This is a genomic window from Nocardia sp. NPDC050713, from assembly GCF_040654315.1.
In the GTDB taxonomy this organism is placed as follows: domain Bacteria; phylum Actinomycetota; class Actinomycetes; order Mycobacteriales; family Mycobacteriaceae; genus Nocardia.
In genome coordinates, this window is sequence record NZ_JBFAHS010000013.1 from 124,610 (window position 1) to 139,022 (window position 14,413).

The following is a 14,413-nucleotide window of genomic DNA, read 5'->3' on the forward strand; positions in this document are numbered from 1 at the left end:
CCTCGACGGTAACCCGAGGCTGTGACATATAGCTCAGCTGCCCTGTTAATTTCCCATTGGCAGGGCTGCGAAAATCCCCATAAACTGGACATATGGCCAAGACTTATGTCGGCGCGCGGCTTCGTCAGCTGCGTACCGAACGTGGGCTGAGCCAGGTCTCGCTCGCGCAGAAGCTGGAGATCTCGGCCAGCTACCTGAACCAGATCGAACACGACGTGCGCCCGCTCACCGTGCCGGTGCTGCTGAAGATCAGCGAAGTGTTCGGTGTGGACGCGACCTTCTTCTCCTCCGCCGACGACACCCGGCTCATCGCCGAGCTGCAAGAGGTCGTCATGGATCAGGAACTCGGCATCGAGGCCGACACCCAGGAGATCGCCGACATGGTCTCGGCGCACCCGAGCATCGCCCGCGCGATGGTCGCCATGCACAACCGGTATCGCAACACCAGCGCCCAGCTCGCGGCCGCCACCGAGGACCGCTTCGCCGACGGCGCGGGCAGCGCCACCATCAGCAAGCCGCACGAGGAAGTGCGCGACTACTTCTATCAACGACAGAATTACATCCACGAATTGGACACAGCCGCAGAGGAACTCACGGCCCGCATCCGTTTCCACGGCGGCGACGTGCCCAGCGAGATCGCGCGCAGACTGCGCTCGCACGACGTGAAGATCGTGGAGCGCATCGATCTCGGCGAGGGCGTGCTGCACCGCTACGACACCGAGTCGCGGGTGCTGGAGATCGCGCCGCACCTGTCCGGCGGCCAGCGCACGTTCAAGCTCGCCGCCGAGCTCGCCTACTTCGAATGCGGCGATCTGCTCGAAAAGCTGGTCGAAGAGGGCAATTTCGCATCCGAGGACACCCGCAAGCTGGCCATGCTCGGTCTCGCCAACTATTTCGCCGCGGCGACGGTCTTGCCATACTCGCACTTTCACGAGGTGGCGGAGGACTACCGCTACGACATCGAGCGGCTCTCGGCGTCCTTCAGCCAGAGCTACGAGACGATCTGCCATCGGCTGTCGACCCTGCAACGGCCCAAGCTGCGCGGCGTCCCGTTCTCCTTCGTCCGGGTCGACCGCGCGGGCAACATGTCGAAGCGCCAGTCCGCCACCGGTTTTCACTTCTCCTCCAGCGGCGGCACCTGCCCGCTGTGGAACGTGTACGAGACCTTCGCCTATCCCGGCAAGATCATGACCCAGATCGCGCAGATGCCCGACGGGCGCAAGTACCTCTGGGTCGCCCGAACCGTCGAGCGCCGCGCCACGCACTACGGCCAGCCGAGCAAGACCTTCGCCATCGGCCTCGGTTGCGAGCTGCGCCATGCGGGCCGGGTCGTCTACGCCGACGGCATCGACCTCGACGTGGTGCAGCCGACGCCCATCGGCGCCGGCTGCCGCGTCTGCGAGCGCGCCAACTGTCCCCAGCGCGCCTTCCCTCCGCTCGGCAAGGTTCTCGACATCAGCGAGCACCGCAGCTCGGTGTCGCCGTACGTGCTGAAGTGAATTCCGCGCTCGCGGTGCCGGTCGGTGTCATCGTGGCAGGACAGTGACCACGCAGACCACCACCCTCAGAACGCCGCCTCGTCCAACTCCATGATGTCGTTGTCGATCCCAGCCAATACCTTCCGCGTAGCCGTCAACTGCGGCAACACGTTCCGCGCGAAGAACTTCGCGACCGCGACCTTCCCGGAATAGAACGCCCGATCCTTACCGTCCGCACCCTCGCCCAGCGCCGCGGCGGCGATCTCCGCCTGCGCCAACAGCCGCCACCCGATGAGCAGGTCACCGACCGCGAGCAGGAACCGCACGGAACCCAGCCCCACCTTGTACAGCTCGGCGGGCGACTGCTGGGCCGCCATCACGAATCCGGTGAGTGTCGCCGCCATCGCCTGCACGTCGGCCTGGGCGGTGCGCAGCAGTTCCCGTTCGGTCTCGAAGCGTCCGGTCGGGGCGGCGAGGAAGGCGGTGATCTGGCCGTCGACGTGGGCCAGCGCAGCGCCCTTGTCCCGAATGATCTTGCGGAAGAAGAAGTCCTGCGCCTGGATGGCGGTGGTGCCCTCGTACAGCGAGTCGATCTTGGCGTCGCGAATGTACTGCTCGACGGGGTAGTCCTGGAGGTAGCCCGAACCGCCCAGTGTCTGAAGGGATTCCGTCAGCAACTGGTAGGCGCGCTCGGAGCCGACGCCCTTCACGATGGGCAGCAGCAGATCGTCCACGCGGTGCGCCAGTTCGGCATCGGCACCTGAAACATGCTGCGCCACATCGGCGTTCTGGTGCGCGGCGGTGTAGAGATACACCGAGCGCAGCCCCTCGGCGTACGCCTTCTGCATCGCCAGCGAGCGGCGCACGTCCGGGTGGTGCGTGATGGTGACGCGCGGGGCCGCCTTGTCCGACATCTGGGTGAGGTCCGCGCCCTGCACGCGCTCCTTGGCGTAGGCCAGGGCGTTCAGGTAACCCGTCGAGAGCGTGCCGGAGGACTTGACGCCGACCATCATCCGCGCGTTCTCGATCACCTGGAACATCTGCGCGATGCCGTTGTGCACGTCGCCGACCAGCCAGCCCTTGGCCGGAACCGGGCCGCCGCCGAAGGTCAGCTCACAGGTCGGGGAGGACTTCAGGCCCATCTTGTGCTCGACGCCGGTCACGTAGACGCCGTTGCGGTCGCCCAGCTCCAGCGTCTCGTGGTCGAACAGGAACTTCGGCACGTAGAACAGCGACAGCCCCTTGGTGCCGGGGCCCGCGCCCTCCGGACGGGCGAGCACCAGGTGGAAGACGTTCTCGGCGGTGTCGCCGACGTCGCCGCCCGAGATGAACCGCTTGACGCCCTCGATGTGCCAGGAGCCGTCCTCCTGCGCGATCGCCTTGGTGCGGCCCGCGCCGACATCCGAGCCCGCGTCCGGCTCGGTCAGCACCATGGTGCCCTGCCAGCCCTTCTCGTAACCGACCGTGGCCCAGTGCTTTTGCTGCTCGTTGCCGACGTTGAACAGCACCGCCGACATCACCGAGCCCATGCTGAAGAAGCTGGCCGACGGGTTGGCGCAGGTGATCATCTCGTTGACCGCCCAGACCACCGCGTTGGGCGCGGGCGTGCCGCCCATGCCCTCCGGCATGCCCAGCCTGCCCCAGTCGGCGTCGCGCACCGCCGCGACCGTCTTGCGCAACGGCTCGGGTACGGAGATCTCGAAGGTGCTCGGGTCGTAGACGACTGGCTCGCGGTCGGCCGCGGCGAAGGAGTCCGCGATCGGGCCCTCGGCGAGGCGCTTCACCTCGGCGAGGATTTCCCGCACGGTATCGGAGTCGAGGTCGCCGTAGGCGCCGGTATCGAGGAGTTTGTCCAGGCCCAGCACCTCGAAAAGGTTGAATTCGATGTCACGCACGTTCGCCTTGTAGTGCCCCACCTGGTCCTCCTCGACTCGCGGCCGTGGCCCGCCGCCACGACGCTCCGGCGCTTCTGACGATGTACAAATCGCAGCCTGCCGCACCGGGAATCGGCTACGCAACCGTAAGGAAGATCGGACCGGAACAGCCGCCGACGACCAGGCGAAGTCGCGCGGCCGGGTACCCGACCGTAGACGTAGCTACGGACCAACTACGGACCTCACGCCGGTTCACCGATCGATAGCCGAAAAGGTTTCACACGCCGGAAACATCGGCAACGGACTCGTCACCGAGAGATATTCCGGCGCAACAACTTCTGTCTACTCTTCGCACCACGAATATGCGGTTGTATACACCCCGGTCGACAGCGTTGACCGGGGCAAATACGGCGTATTCGCGTGCGGCGCGGCCAGCGCCGCCGAACACCTGATGAAGTGAGAGGGTCCCGCCCCATGTCAGATTCCTGTGCCGCTCATCGGCATCGTTCCCGCCTGACCAGAGCGCTCGTCGCGCCGACCGCGCTGGCGCTCGCCGGCCTGTTGCTGACCGCCTGCGGCGCCAAGGACGACGCGACGACCGGCTCCAGCGCCGCCTCCTGCGTCGACACCTCCACCGACACCATCAAGGTCGGTTCCCTGCACTCGCTGTCGGGCACCATGGCCATCTCCGAGGTCACCGTCGCCAACTCCACCAAGCTGGCCGTCGACCAGATCAACGCCGCGGGCGGCGTGCTCGGCAAGAAGATCCAGCTGGTGCTCGAGGACGGCGCCTCGGACCCGAAGACGTTCGCGGAGAAGGCCGAGAAGCTCATCAGCTCCGACTGCGTCGCCGCGGTGTTCGGCGGCTGGACCTCGTCCAGCCGAAAAGCCATGAAGCCCAAGTTCGAAAGCCTGAACTCGCTGCTCTACTACCCGGTCCAGTACGAGGGCCTGGAGGACAGCAAGAACATCTTCTACACCGGCGCGACCACCAACCAGCAGATCGTGCCCGCGCTGGACTACCTGAAGCAGAAGGGCATCACGTCCCTCTACCTGGTCGGCTCCGACTACGTCTTCCCGCAGACCGCCAACCGCGAGATCAAGGCCTACGCCGCGGCCAACGGCATCGAGATCAAGGGCGAGGACTACACCCCGCTGGGCTCCACCGACTTCTCGACCATCGTGAACAAGGTGCGAAACGCCAAGGCGGGCGCGGTGTTCAACACCCTCAACGGTGATTCCAACGTCGCGTTCTTCCGCGAGTACACCAACGCGGGCCTGAAAGCCGCCGAGATGCCGGTGGTTTCGGTGTCCATCGCCGAGGAAGAGGTCGCGGGCATCGGCGCGCAGAACATCGCGGGCCAGCTGACCGCGTGGAACTACTACCAGACCGTCGACTCTCCGCAGAACAAGGCGTTCGTCGACGCGTACAAGGCCGCCTTCGGCGCGGACAAGCCCACCTCGGACCCGATGGAGGCCGCCTACGCCTCGGTCTACCTGTGGAAGAACACCGTCGAGAAGGCCAACTCGTTCAAGACCGAGGACATCCAGGCCGCGGCCGACGGCGTCAGCTTCGACGCGCCGGAAGGTCTGGTCACCATCGACGGCTCCAACCACCACATCACCAAGACCGCGCGCATCGGCGAGATCCGCGCCGACGGCCTGATCTACACGGTCTGGGACTCCGGCAAGCCCATCCAGCCGGACCCGTACCTGAAGTCCTACGACTGGGCCAAAGGCCTGTGACAACTGTTCGTCCGTTCGACGCGGGACGGCCGGTTCGCCGGCCGTCCCGTATCGGCCTGCTATCGAGGTGACTACTGATGGACGTGTTGATCGGCCAGCTCTTCACGGGGTTGAGCCTGGGATCGATTCTTTTGCTCGCCGCCCTCGGCCTCTCGCTCACCTTCGGCCAGATGGGCGTGATCAACATGGCGCACGGCGAATTCATCATGGCCGGCTGCTACACCACCTACGTCGTGCAGAAGGTGATCTCCTCGGCGGGCGTCTCGCTGCTGGTGTCGCTGGTGATCGGGTTCCTGGTCGGCGGCGCGCTCGGCGCGGCGCTGGAGATGGGCCTGATCCGCTGGATGTACGACCGCCCGCTGGACACCCTGCTCGTCACCTTCGGCGTCGGCCTGGTGTTGCAGCAGTTCGCCCGTGACATCTTCGGCGCTCCCGCCAAGAACGTGCTCGCGCCGGAGTGGCTCAGCGGCGGCGTCACCATCTTGGGCGCGGTCGTGCCCAAGACGCGCATCTTCATCCTGGTGCTCGCGGTACTCGCGGTGACCGTGTTGGCGATCGTGCTGAAGGCGACGCCGCTCGGCAGGCGCATCCGCGCGGTCGTGCAGAACCGCGGGCTGGCCGAAACAAGCGGCGTCTCCAGCCGTTTCACCGATATCAGCACCTTCTTCATCGGCTCCGGCCTCGCGGGCGTGGCGGGCGTCGCGCTGACGTTGATCGGTTCGACGAGTCCGACCATCGGCCAGAGCTATCTGATCGACGCGTTCCTCGTCGTGGTGATCGGCGGCCTCGGCCAGATCAAGGGCACCGTGATCGCGGCCTTCGCGCTCGGGCTGCTCAATTCCTACATCGAATACGAGACCACCGCGTCCATCGCGAAAGTCGTCGTCTTCGTGCTGATCGTGATCTTCCTTCAGGTCCGTCCACAGGGCCTGTTCACCGTCCGGACAAGGAGTTTGGCATGACCACGCTGATCGGACGCGTGCGTGAGCACTCCTCGCTGACCGCGCTCGGCGGTTTCGCCGTCGCCGCGATCCTGCTGTTCGCGGTGGCCCCCGCGGTGCTCAGCGACTTCCGGCTGAACCTGCTCGCGAAGTTCCTGTGCTTCGCCATCGTGGCGGCGGGCATCGGCCTGGCGTGGGGGCGCGGCGGCATGCTGACCCTCGGCCAAGGCGTGTTCTTCGGCATCGGCGCGTACCTGATGGCGATGCACTTGCAGATGGCCGACGCCGCCCGGCTCGGCAACGACGTTCCGGAGTTCATGGAGATCGCGGGCATTCGCGAATTGCCGGGATTCTGGCAGCCTTTCGGGTCGGCGCCGGTGGCGATCCTCGCGATACTCGTGCTGCCCGCGCTGGTCGCGGCACTGCTCGGCTACGGCGTGTTCAAGCGCCGGGTCAAGGGCGCCTACTTCGCGATCCTGAGCCAGGCGCTGGCCGCGGCGCTCGCCATCCTGCTCACCGGGCAGCAGGCGCTCGGCGGGTTCACCGGACTCTCGGATTTCCGCGCCTTCTTCGGCTTCAAGCTCTCCGACCCGGTCAACCGGCAGATGCTGTTCTTCATCGCGGCGGGCACGCTGCTCGTCGTGGTCGCGCTGGTGCGCCAGCTGATGCACAGCCGCTACGGCGAACTGCTCGTCGCGGTGCGCGACCAGGAGGAGCGGGTGCGCTTCCTCGGATACGACCCGGCCAACATCAAGATCGTCGCGTACGTCGTCGCCGCCTTCTTCGCGGGCATCGCGGGCGCGCTTTTCACGCCGATCGTCGGCATCATCTCCCCCGCAGACATCGGCGTGGTGCCCTCCATCGCGTTCCTGATCGGCGTCGCCATCGGCGGCCGCACCACCCTGCTCGGTCCGGTGCTCGGCGCGATCGGCGTCGCGTGGGCGCAGACCGCCTTCTCCGAACAGTTCCCCTCCGGCTGGACCTACTTGCAGGGTGTGCTGTTCATCGTCGTCGTCGGGTTCATCCCGGCGGGGCTCGCGGGCGTATGGCCAATGCTGAAGGGGCTGGCGGAGAGCAGGTTTCGACGCGGCGGCTCGAGCGCTCCGGTCGTGGTGCGCGAGACCGCGCCGCCCGAGGACGCCCCCGCCCGACAGCAGGTCGCCGAGGAGAAGGTGGAATCCCGATGACAACCGAACCCAAGCTCGGCGGCAACGCGGGCATGGACAGCGAGTACCTCGAAATCCGCGGCCTCTGCGTGAGTTTCGACGGATTCAAAGCGGTGACCGACGTGGATCTGACGGTCCTGCAAGGTGACCTGCGCTTCCTGATCGGCCCCAACGGCGCGGGCAAGACCACGCTCATCGACGCCATCACCGGCCTGGTCCCGGCGACGGGTTCCGCGCAGAAGTCCGGGACCGAACTGCTCGGCAAGAAGGTGCACCAGATCGCCCGCCTCGGCGTCGGGCGCACCTTCCAGACGGCCAGCGTGTTCGAGCAGCTGAGCGTCTTGCAGAACCTGGATATCGCGGCGGGCGCGGGCCGTTCGCCGCTGTCGCTGCTGCGCAGGCGCAAGTCGGTGCTGCCGAGTATCGAAGAGGCGCTGGAGACCACCGGTCTCACGGCGCTGCGCGACAAACCGGCGGGCGTGCTCGCGCACGGCCAGAAGCAGTGGCTGGAGATCGGCATGCTGCTTGTGCAGAACGCCGCGGTGCTGTTGCTCGACGAACCGGTCGCGGGCATGAGCGCCGAGGAGCGCGAGGAGACAGGAAACCTGTTGCGCCGCATCGGCGCCGAGCGCGTCGTGGTCGTCGTCGAGCACGACATGGAGTTCATGCGCTCGTTCGCCACCTCGGTGACCGTCCTCGCGGGCGGCCGGGTGCTCAGCGAGGGAACGGTCGAGCAGGTGCAGGCCGATCCGAAGGTGCAGGAGGTCTACCTCGGCACCGCGGCGGCCATCGGCACCGAACTCGAAGACGAAACCACCGCGCACAACGCCGAAACACGAGCGCAGAACAAGGAGTCCGCCGATGCTTGAACTGGTCGACGTCCACTCCGGCTACGGCCGGACCGAGGTGATTCACGGTGTGTCGCTGACAGTTCCGGACGACAGCGTGGTCGCGATCATGGGGCACAACGGCGCGGGCAAGACGACATTGCTGCGCACCGCGGTCGGGTTGGTCGCCACGAAGTCCGGGCGGATCACCTTCGACGGCGACGTGATCACCAAGCTCTCGCCCTCGCGCCGGGTCAAGCGCGGCATCGCGTATGTGCCGCAAGGCCAGCAGAGTTTTCCGCAGCTCACCACCGCGGAGAACCTGCAAGTGGTGGCCGACGGACGCAAGCGGGGCAAGGCGCTGATCGACGAGTCGCTGGATCTGTTCCCGGCGCTGCGTGAGTTGCTGAGCCGCAAGGCGGGTCTGCTCTCCGGCGGCCAGCGTCAGCAGCTGGCCATCGCGCGAGCGCTGATCACCGAGCCCAAGCTGCTCATCCTGGACGAGCCGACCGAGGGCATCCAGCCGTCAGTGGTCGCCGAGATCGAGCGCACCATCGTCGAATTGACGGGTCGCGGCGGGTTGAGCGTGCTGCTCGTCGAGCAGCACATCGGTTTCGCGCTCCAGGCGGCACAGCGGTATCACGTGCTGCAATCCGGCCACGTCACCTCGACCGGCGCGGGCGGGGCGGGTGCGGCGACCGAAGTCCGTGCGGCGATGGCGATCTGAGCTGGTTCAGCAGTCGGTCTGGAACGGATAGCAGTCGCGGGGCCTCGACGGCGACGGGGTCGGGTCCACCGTGGTGGAAGTGGTCTCCCGGCTGGGATGCGGATCGTCGCGCGCCACCGCCGTGGCGACGACGCCGAACACCACCAGCATGCCGATCAGGGCCACCGCGACGACGGCCCAGGTCGCGGCGTGCTGGCTGCGCGACGGCGGAAGCGGTGGTGGTGGGGTGCGCGGCGGTGGCGCGACGGGAACGGCGACTGGCATGTGCGAGTGCGGTGCGAGTTCGTCGAAGCCGTCGGCGATCAGTTCGGCTCGCGACGGCGCGGTCACGCCGAGCGCCGTGGCGGCCGAGATCACCTTGTCGGCGCTCCAACTGCGCGGTCCCGCCGCGAAACCCTCGATATATATTTGCAATTCGGTGGAGTCGGGCACGTTGGCGACGACGACGTCGATACCGGAGCGCAGGTTCGTCCGCGCGGGCCGCACCACAACGCCGCGCAACGGAACAAGCGCGACCACGCCGCACACGTGGCCCGGATCGAGCAGCGCCCGTTCGAGTTTGCTCTTGACCGCGTACACGCTCTGTTCCAGGCGTTCGGCCGGATTCGCGTTGTTCTCGTCGTCCAGCTCGGCGAGATTGTCGCTGATGGTCCACGGCTCGTCGGCCGACACGTGCAGAATGCCGCTCTGCCGCCGCCGGAAACCCCTGACCTCGGCCACCGTGATGCCGCGCGGAGTGATCAGCACCGCGTCGATCTGACGGGTTCCGTTGTCCCCCACGTGCGCATCGATCGCGGCTAGACCGGTCGTCGGAAAGGACCGCAGGCAGTCCACGAATTCCTGTTCGGCTCCGGAGAGCTGCGCTCCGGGCCTGATCTTCACCAGCATGTGCCTCGACCCCTGCTCAACCTGTTCGCCCTCGCGGCGCGGCCCGCCCACGGCCCCGGCGATCCGCACCGGTACTGATGATGCCGGTCCGCACCCGGGAAAACCACTGGAAAGGCGGAAAGCGCGGGTAGGCTCGGCTCTCGGTCCGGCGCCGGCGCCCGGACCCCAACCACGATGGCGCGGCGCACGGGGAGGCGCTCACCGCGCGGAAGGCGGGAAGCATGGTTTCGATGTCGCAACCACGGATCGCACCGGGACGGCTCAAGGAACTCGGTCCGGTGAATTGGGCTGTCTGGCAGGTGCTCTCGCGGGCCGCGGGCACTCCCGACGCGCATCTGTTCAGCACGCTCGGCCGCACCAAGGGACTGTTTCGCGGCTGGCTCCACTACTCCGGTCGGCTGATGCCGGGCGGACGGCTGCCGAGGTACGAATCCGAGCTGGTCATCATTCGCGTCGCCCACCTGCGCAGCTGCGAGTACGAGATGGACCATCACATCCGGCTCGGCCGCCGCGCGGGCGTCACGCAGGAGATCCTGGAACGGCTGCGCAACGGACCGGCCGATCCCTACTGGAACGACAAGCACCGCGCGCTGCTCGAAGCGGTCGACCAGCTCGTCACGACCCGCGACATCGACGACACCACGTGGACCCGGTTGGCCGAGCACTACGACGAGCGCGGCCTCATCGAGATCGTGCTGCTGGTCAACCAGTACGAGGGATTAGCGTCGACCATCACCGCGCTGCGTATTCAACGCGACGGGATCTGAGCGCCTCGGGGCGATCCAGCGCACGGCCGACCCGACGCGACAGCTCCTCGCGCGCCCGACCATGCAGCGCACGGCCATCCCGGCGTGACGGGATCTGAGCGCTCACACGATCCAGCGTGCCCGGGTCGTCGGGTGCGCGGGCGGCGGTGAACTCGACGGCGCGGTGATGCGCGTCCGAACACGAGTGATCCAGCTCATAGTGCAGACCCGTGGAAATTTCCCTACAAAGTACAGCGTACTAAGTAGAGAGTTTTACCGAGGAGGACGTATGCACATCACCGCTTCCGCCATTTCGCTCAACGTCGCGGACCCGCAGGCCTCGGCGAAGTTCGTCGTCGACCACCTCGGGTTCACCGAGAAGATGTCCGCCGACGGGTTCGTCTCGCTGGAGCGGCCCGACGCCGGAATGAACCTCATCTACCTGCGCACCGGGCTGAAGTCCTTCAAACCGGCGAGCGCGGCGGGCAGCGCGGGCGACGGGTTGCTCGTGGTGTTCGTGGTCGACGACATCGACGCGGAGTACGCGCGCCTCCAAGGCGAGGGCGTGCCGATCGTGACGCCCATCGAGACCGAGGAGTGGGGCGAGCGGTACTTCCAGATGTCCGACCCGAACGGGATCATTCTTCAGCTCGTGCAGTGGGTCTGACCCCGTTCGGGTAACTCCTCGCACACGTCGCACAGAGCCGACAACTCTGTGCGGCGTGTGACGGGCTCGGCCGCGACGCGGGAACACCACCCGCACGCGAGACAGGCTTTCGGCCACCAGCCTCGGTCGAGCGAGGACTGCGTGGTCCTCGGGTCAGCTGCGGGCCGAGCGATTCTCAGCTCGGGCGAAGCGCGGCGCGGAAGACCTCGACAGCCGGAGTCGCTGGGCGGTCCAGGAGTTTTTGCAGGTCGCCGGAGTCGACGTCGAGAATGCCCGAGGCGATGCCGGTGTCCGCGTCGGCCAGCGCCTCGGCGTACTGGGCGGGCAGTCCGGCCTGCTCGAGCACAGCCGCGTAGTCCGCCTCGGCAAGGTTCTCGTAGCGCACCGGCTTACCCGCCGCCTCCGAGATCGCCTGCGCCAGTTCGTCATACGTGAGCCGTTCGTCACCGCCGAGCTCGTAGACGCGACCCTCGTGGCCGTCGGTGGTGAGCACGTGCGCGGCGGCCGCGGCGTAGTCGGCGCGGGCCGCACCGGCCACCCGCCCCGCACCCGCCGCGCCGTGCAGCACGCCGGACTCCACCGCGTGCGCGAGTCCGCCCAAGTAGTTCTCCCAGTACCAGCTGTTGCGCAGCAAGACGTAGGGCACGGCCGACTCGCTCAGCACCGCCTCGGTGCCGCGATGCTCCTGCGCGAGGATCAGCGGGTTCTCGGTGGCGCGGGGAATGCTGGTGTACGCGAGCAGCCGGAGACGCGTGCGTTCTGCCGCGCGAATCACGTTGGTGTGCTGGTCGATTCGCTTGCCGAACTCGTTGCCGGAGATCAGCAGCAGCCGGTCGACGCCCGCGAGCGCGCGGTCCAGCGCGGCGGCGTCGCCGTAGTCGGCCTCGCGCACGTCGACGCCGCGGTCGGCCAAGTCGGCCACCTTGCCCGGATCGCGCACGATCGCGACGGGCGAAACGCCCGCGCGCAACAGTTCCTCGACGACGAGCCTGCCCAGCTGTCCGCTTGCCCCGGCGACGGCGACGGTCATGATTCCTCCAGGTGCTGATTCTGCATGTACTAACTATTAGTAAGCACTATGCATTCCACAGCCACTGCGGTCAAGGCGCGTACCATCGACGCCATGGACACCCAGCGCATCTCGGCCGAGGCCGACGACCCGACGCTGGAAGCCGATGTCTTCGCACGAAACTGCACGTCGCGGCCGGTTTTGCAGACAGTGGCGAGCCGGTGGGGCATCCTCGCCCTGGTGGCGCTGCGGGAGGGGCCGTACCGCTTCAGCGCGCTGCGCAGACGGGTCGACGGTGTGAGCGAACGCATGCTCTCGCAGACCCTGCAGGCGCTGGAACGCGACGGCATGGTGCACCGCGAGGTGCAGGAGACCATCCCGCCGCGCGTCGAATACACCCTCACCGAACTCGGCGCCGAGGTGGCCGACCAGCTCGAGGGGCTCATTCAGGTGGTGGAGAAGAACATGCCGCGGGTCCGCGAGGCCCAGGCCGCCTACCACCGCGAGTGATCGGGAACGACCGCGCCCGCCGATCGGTTGCAGGTGACATGGAACTCTCCGAAGCCGTCGATTTCGCCCGCTCCGCTCGCCGTTCCGTGCTGACCACCATCCGCCGCAACGGCAGGCCCCAGCTGTCCAATGTGCTGCACGTCGTCGGCGACGACGACATCATCCGCATCTCCATCACCGCCGACCGCGCGAAATACCACAACCTGCGCCGCGACCCCTGGGCCGCGCTGCACGTCACCCGCGACGATTTCTTCGCCTACGCCGTCCTCGAAGGCACCGTCGAACTCACCCCCGTCGCCACCGACCCCGACGACCCCACCGTCGACGAACTCGTCGCCTACTACCGCGCCGCCTCCGGCGAACACCCCGACTGGTCCGACTACCGCCGCTCCATGGTCGAAGACCACCGCGTCATCGCCCGCTTCACCCCGGACCGCGCCTACGGCATGCTCTGAACCCGAGACCGGCGCGACTCCACCATCACGAACCCGGCCTCGTCCCCTCGATAGGGTGATGTATGGCCACGTTGGACTCGGACGAGGAGCTCGCCGCCGCCACCGTCGGCAAGCTGACGCCGTACGCCGTCGAGATCGTCATCGAGGACTACAACCCCGAATGGCCCGCCTGGTACGCCGAGGACGAAGCCGCGATACGAGCGGCGCTCGGTCCGCTCGCGTTGCGGATCGAGCACACCGGCTCGACCTCTGTGCCCGGGCTCTCGGCCAAACCGCTGATCGACATCCTGCTGGTCGTCCCAGACGCCGCCGATGAGGCCGCCTACGTTCCGGCCCTCGAAGCCACCGGCTACGCATTACGGATCCGGCAGCCGGACTGGTACCAGCATCGCTGTCTCGTCCGGCGAGTGGAGGACGGCGCGCAGTGGAGCGTGAATTTGCATGTCTTCGACCAGGAATCGGGCGCACCCGAGATCGAACGCATCGTGGCCTTTCGCGACCGGCTCCGCACGCATGGCGACGACAGGGAGTACTACGAGCGAGTCAAACGGGAACTGGCCCGGCGTAACTGGAAGTTCGTCCAGCACTACGCGAATGCCAAGAGCGACGTCGTCGAGGAGATCCTCGGCCGAGCGCTTCCCGGTCGGACGTCACCGGGTGAGGAGTTGGGAGATGGGGAGGAAGGTGTAGCCGTCGGCGCGTAGTTCCTCGACTATGCGCGGGATGGCGGCGAGGGAGTCCGGGTTGCTCATGACGTGCAGCAGGATGATCGAACCCGGCCGCACCTGAGCGACGGTTTCGCTGACGATCTCATCGGTGGTGGCGATCTTGCCGGAGTCCGGTTCGACGTCCCACATGACGGTGGTGCGGTCGTGGTCGGCGAGGTATTCGGGCAGCGACCACAGTTTCTTGCCGTAGGGCGGGCGGAAGGTGATGGGTCCGCGATAGCCCGTCTTCGCGATCTCGGCGTCGGTGTCCTCGATTTCGGCGCGTACGGTCTCGTCGGAGACGAACACCATGCGGCGGTGGTTGTAGGTGTGGTTGCCGATCTCGTGACCGGCGGCGGCGATCGCCTTACCGGCCTCGGGCCGGGCCGCGAGATCACGCCCGTTCAGGTAGAACGTGGCCGGAATGCCCGCGTCCGCAAGGACTTTCAGCACTTCGGGCGCGTTGTCGGAGGGTCCGTCGTCGAGCGTCAGCGCGACCACTTTGTCCGCGGTGTCGACCCGATCGACCAGCCGCCCCGCCACTTGATAGGTGCGCGAGTTCATCAGGAAATAGGTGCCTGCCCCCAGCAGCACGACGAGGACCAGGGCGAGCGCGGTCCCGACCAGCAATCGGCGAAGCATCTTCGCTGTATACCAAAAACAATGGCGCCC

The 14,413-nt window shown here is 67.1% G+C and carries 15 protein-coding genes; 11 read left to right on the plus strand and 4 right to left on the minus strand.

Annotation, left to right across the window (positions count from 1 at the left end; all coding sequences use genetic code 11):
- The first annotated feature begins 92 nt into the window (after positions 1 to 92).
- Entirely contained in the window at positions 93 to 1,499 is a 1,407-nt protein-coding gene (gene ramB / locus AB0H49_RS23580; RefSeq protein WP_354998752.1) for an acetate metabolism transcriptional regulator RamB, read from the plus strand.
- A 65-nt stretch (positions 1,500 to 1,564) separates the two neighbouring features.
- Here ramB and AB0H49_RS23585 read toward each other — a convergent pair whose 3' ends face one another.
- A complete protein-coding gene (locus AB0H49_RS23585; protein WP_357254380.1) occupies positions 1,565 to 3,394 on the minus strand; it encodes an acyl-CoA dehydrogenase in 1,830 nt (609 codons plus the stop codon).
- 432 nt (positions 3,395 to 3,826) lie between these two features.
- Between AB0H49_RS23585 and urtA the strand changes: the two genes are divergently transcribed.
- The 5 genes from urtA to urtE all read left to right on the plus strand — a co-directional run bounded on the left by urtA (position 3,827) and on the right by urtE (position 8,759).
- Positions 3,827 to 5,098, plus strand: a complete 1,272-nt coding sequence (urtA, locus tag AB0H49_RS23590) for an urea ABC transporter substrate-binding protein (protein ID WP_357254382.1) — start codon at positions 3,827 to 3,829, stop codon at positions 5,096 to 5,098.
- 77 nt (positions 5,099 to 5,175) lie between these two features.
- A complete protein-coding gene (urtB, locus tag AB0H49_RS23595) occupies positions 5,176 to 6,060 on the plus strand; it encodes an urea ABC transporter permease subunit UrtB (RefSeq protein ID WP_354998749.1) in 885 nt (294 codons plus the stop codon).
- A complete protein-coding gene (gene urtC, locus AB0H49_RS23600) occupies positions 6,057 to 7,226 on the plus strand; it encodes an urea ABC transporter permease subunit UrtC (protein WP_357254384.1) in 1,170 nt (389 codons plus the stop codon). The genes urtB and urtC overlap by 4 nt, the downstream gene beginning before the upstream one ends.
- On the plus strand, positions 7,223 to 8,074 hold the full coding sequence (gene urtD / locus AB0H49_RS23605) for an urea ABC transporter ATP-binding protein UrtD (RefSeq protein WP_357254386.1): 852 nt from the start codon (positions 7,223 to 7,225) through the stop codon (positions 8,072 to 8,074). Before urtC ends, urtD begins: the two co-directional genes overlap by 4 nt.
- The gene (urtE, locus tag AB0H49_RS23610) at positions 8,067 to 8,759 is read left to right on the plus strand and encodes an urea ABC transporter ATP-binding subunit UrtE (protein ID WP_357254388.1); all 693 of its coding nucleotides are present in this window, start codon (positions 8,067 to 8,069) and stop codon (positions 8,757 to 8,759) included. The genes urtD and urtE overlap by 8 nt, the downstream gene beginning before the upstream one ends.
- Positions 8,760 to 8,765: 6 nt before the next feature.
- Here the strand turns inward: urtE and AB0H49_RS23615 are convergent, their stop codons facing one another.
- Entirely contained in the window at positions 8,766 to 9,716 is a 951-nt protein-coding gene (locus tag AB0H49_RS23615; RefSeq protein WP_357254390.1) for a nuclease-related domain-containing protein, read from the minus strand.
- Between the two features lie 152 nt (positions 9,717 to 9,868).
- On the opposite strand from AB0H49_RS23615, the gene AB0H49_RS23620 reads away from it, so the two are divergent.
- On the plus strand, positions 9,869 to 10,414 hold the full coding sequence (locus tag AB0H49_RS23620) for a carboxymuconolactone decarboxylase family protein (protein ID WP_354998744.1): 546 nt from the start codon (positions 9,869 to 9,871) through the stop codon (positions 10,412 to 10,414).
- A 268-nt stretch (positions 10,415 to 10,682) separates the two neighbouring features.
- Complete coding sequence (locus AB0H49_RS23625; RefSeq protein ID WP_354998743.1) at positions 10,683 to 11,060, plus strand: VOC family protein; 378 nt, start codon at positions 10,683 to 10,685, stop codon at positions 11,058 to 11,060.
- Positions 11,061 to 11,235: 175 nt separating this feature from the next.
- Here the strand turns inward: AB0H49_RS23625 and AB0H49_RS23630 are convergent, their stop codons facing one another.
- Positions 11,236 to 12,090 (minus strand): NAD(P)H-binding protein, encoded by an 855-nt coding sequence (locus tag AB0H49_RS23630; protein ID WP_357254393.1) that lies wholly within the window; start codon positions 12,088 to 12,090, stop codon positions 11,236 to 11,238.
- Between the two features lie 93 nt (positions 12,091 to 12,183).
- Here AB0H49_RS23630 and AB0H49_RS23635 point away from each other — a divergent pair, with 93 nt between their 5' ends.
- The 3 genes from AB0H49_RS23635 to AB0H49_RS23645 all read left to right on the plus strand — a co-directional run bounded on the left by AB0H49_RS23635 (position 12,184) and on the right by AB0H49_RS23645 (position 13,738).
- Positions 12,184 to 12,579: a helix-turn-helix domain-containing protein gene (locus AB0H49_RS23635; protein ID WP_354998741.1), complete on the plus strand. Its 396-nt coding sequence runs from the start codon at positions 12,184 to 12,186 to the stop codon at positions 12,577 to 12,579.
- Positions 12,580 to 12,617: 38 nt separating this feature from the next.
- On the plus strand, positions 12,618 to 13,034 hold the full coding sequence (locus tag AB0H49_RS23640) for a PPOX class F420-dependent oxidoreductase (RefSeq protein ID WP_354998740.1): 417 nt from the start codon (positions 12,618 to 12,620) through the stop codon (positions 13,032 to 13,034).
- A gap of 62 nt (positions 13,035 to 13,096) precedes the next feature.
- Positions 13,097 to 13,738 (plus strand): GrpB family protein, encoded by a 642-nt coding sequence (locus AB0H49_RS23645; protein WP_357254395.1) that lies wholly within the window; start codon positions 13,097 to 13,099, stop codon positions 13,736 to 13,738.
- On the opposite strand, the gene AB0H49_RS23650 is transcribed toward AB0H49_RS23645, so the two are convergent.
- Entirely contained in the window at positions 13,685 to 14,383 is a 699-nt protein-coding gene (locus AB0H49_RS23650; protein WP_357254397.1) for a polysaccharide deacetylase family protein, read from the minus strand. The two genes, AB0H49_RS23645 and AB0H49_RS23650, sit on opposite strands and share 54 nt — an antisense overlap.
- Positions 14,384 to 14,413: the final 30 nt, after the last annotated feature.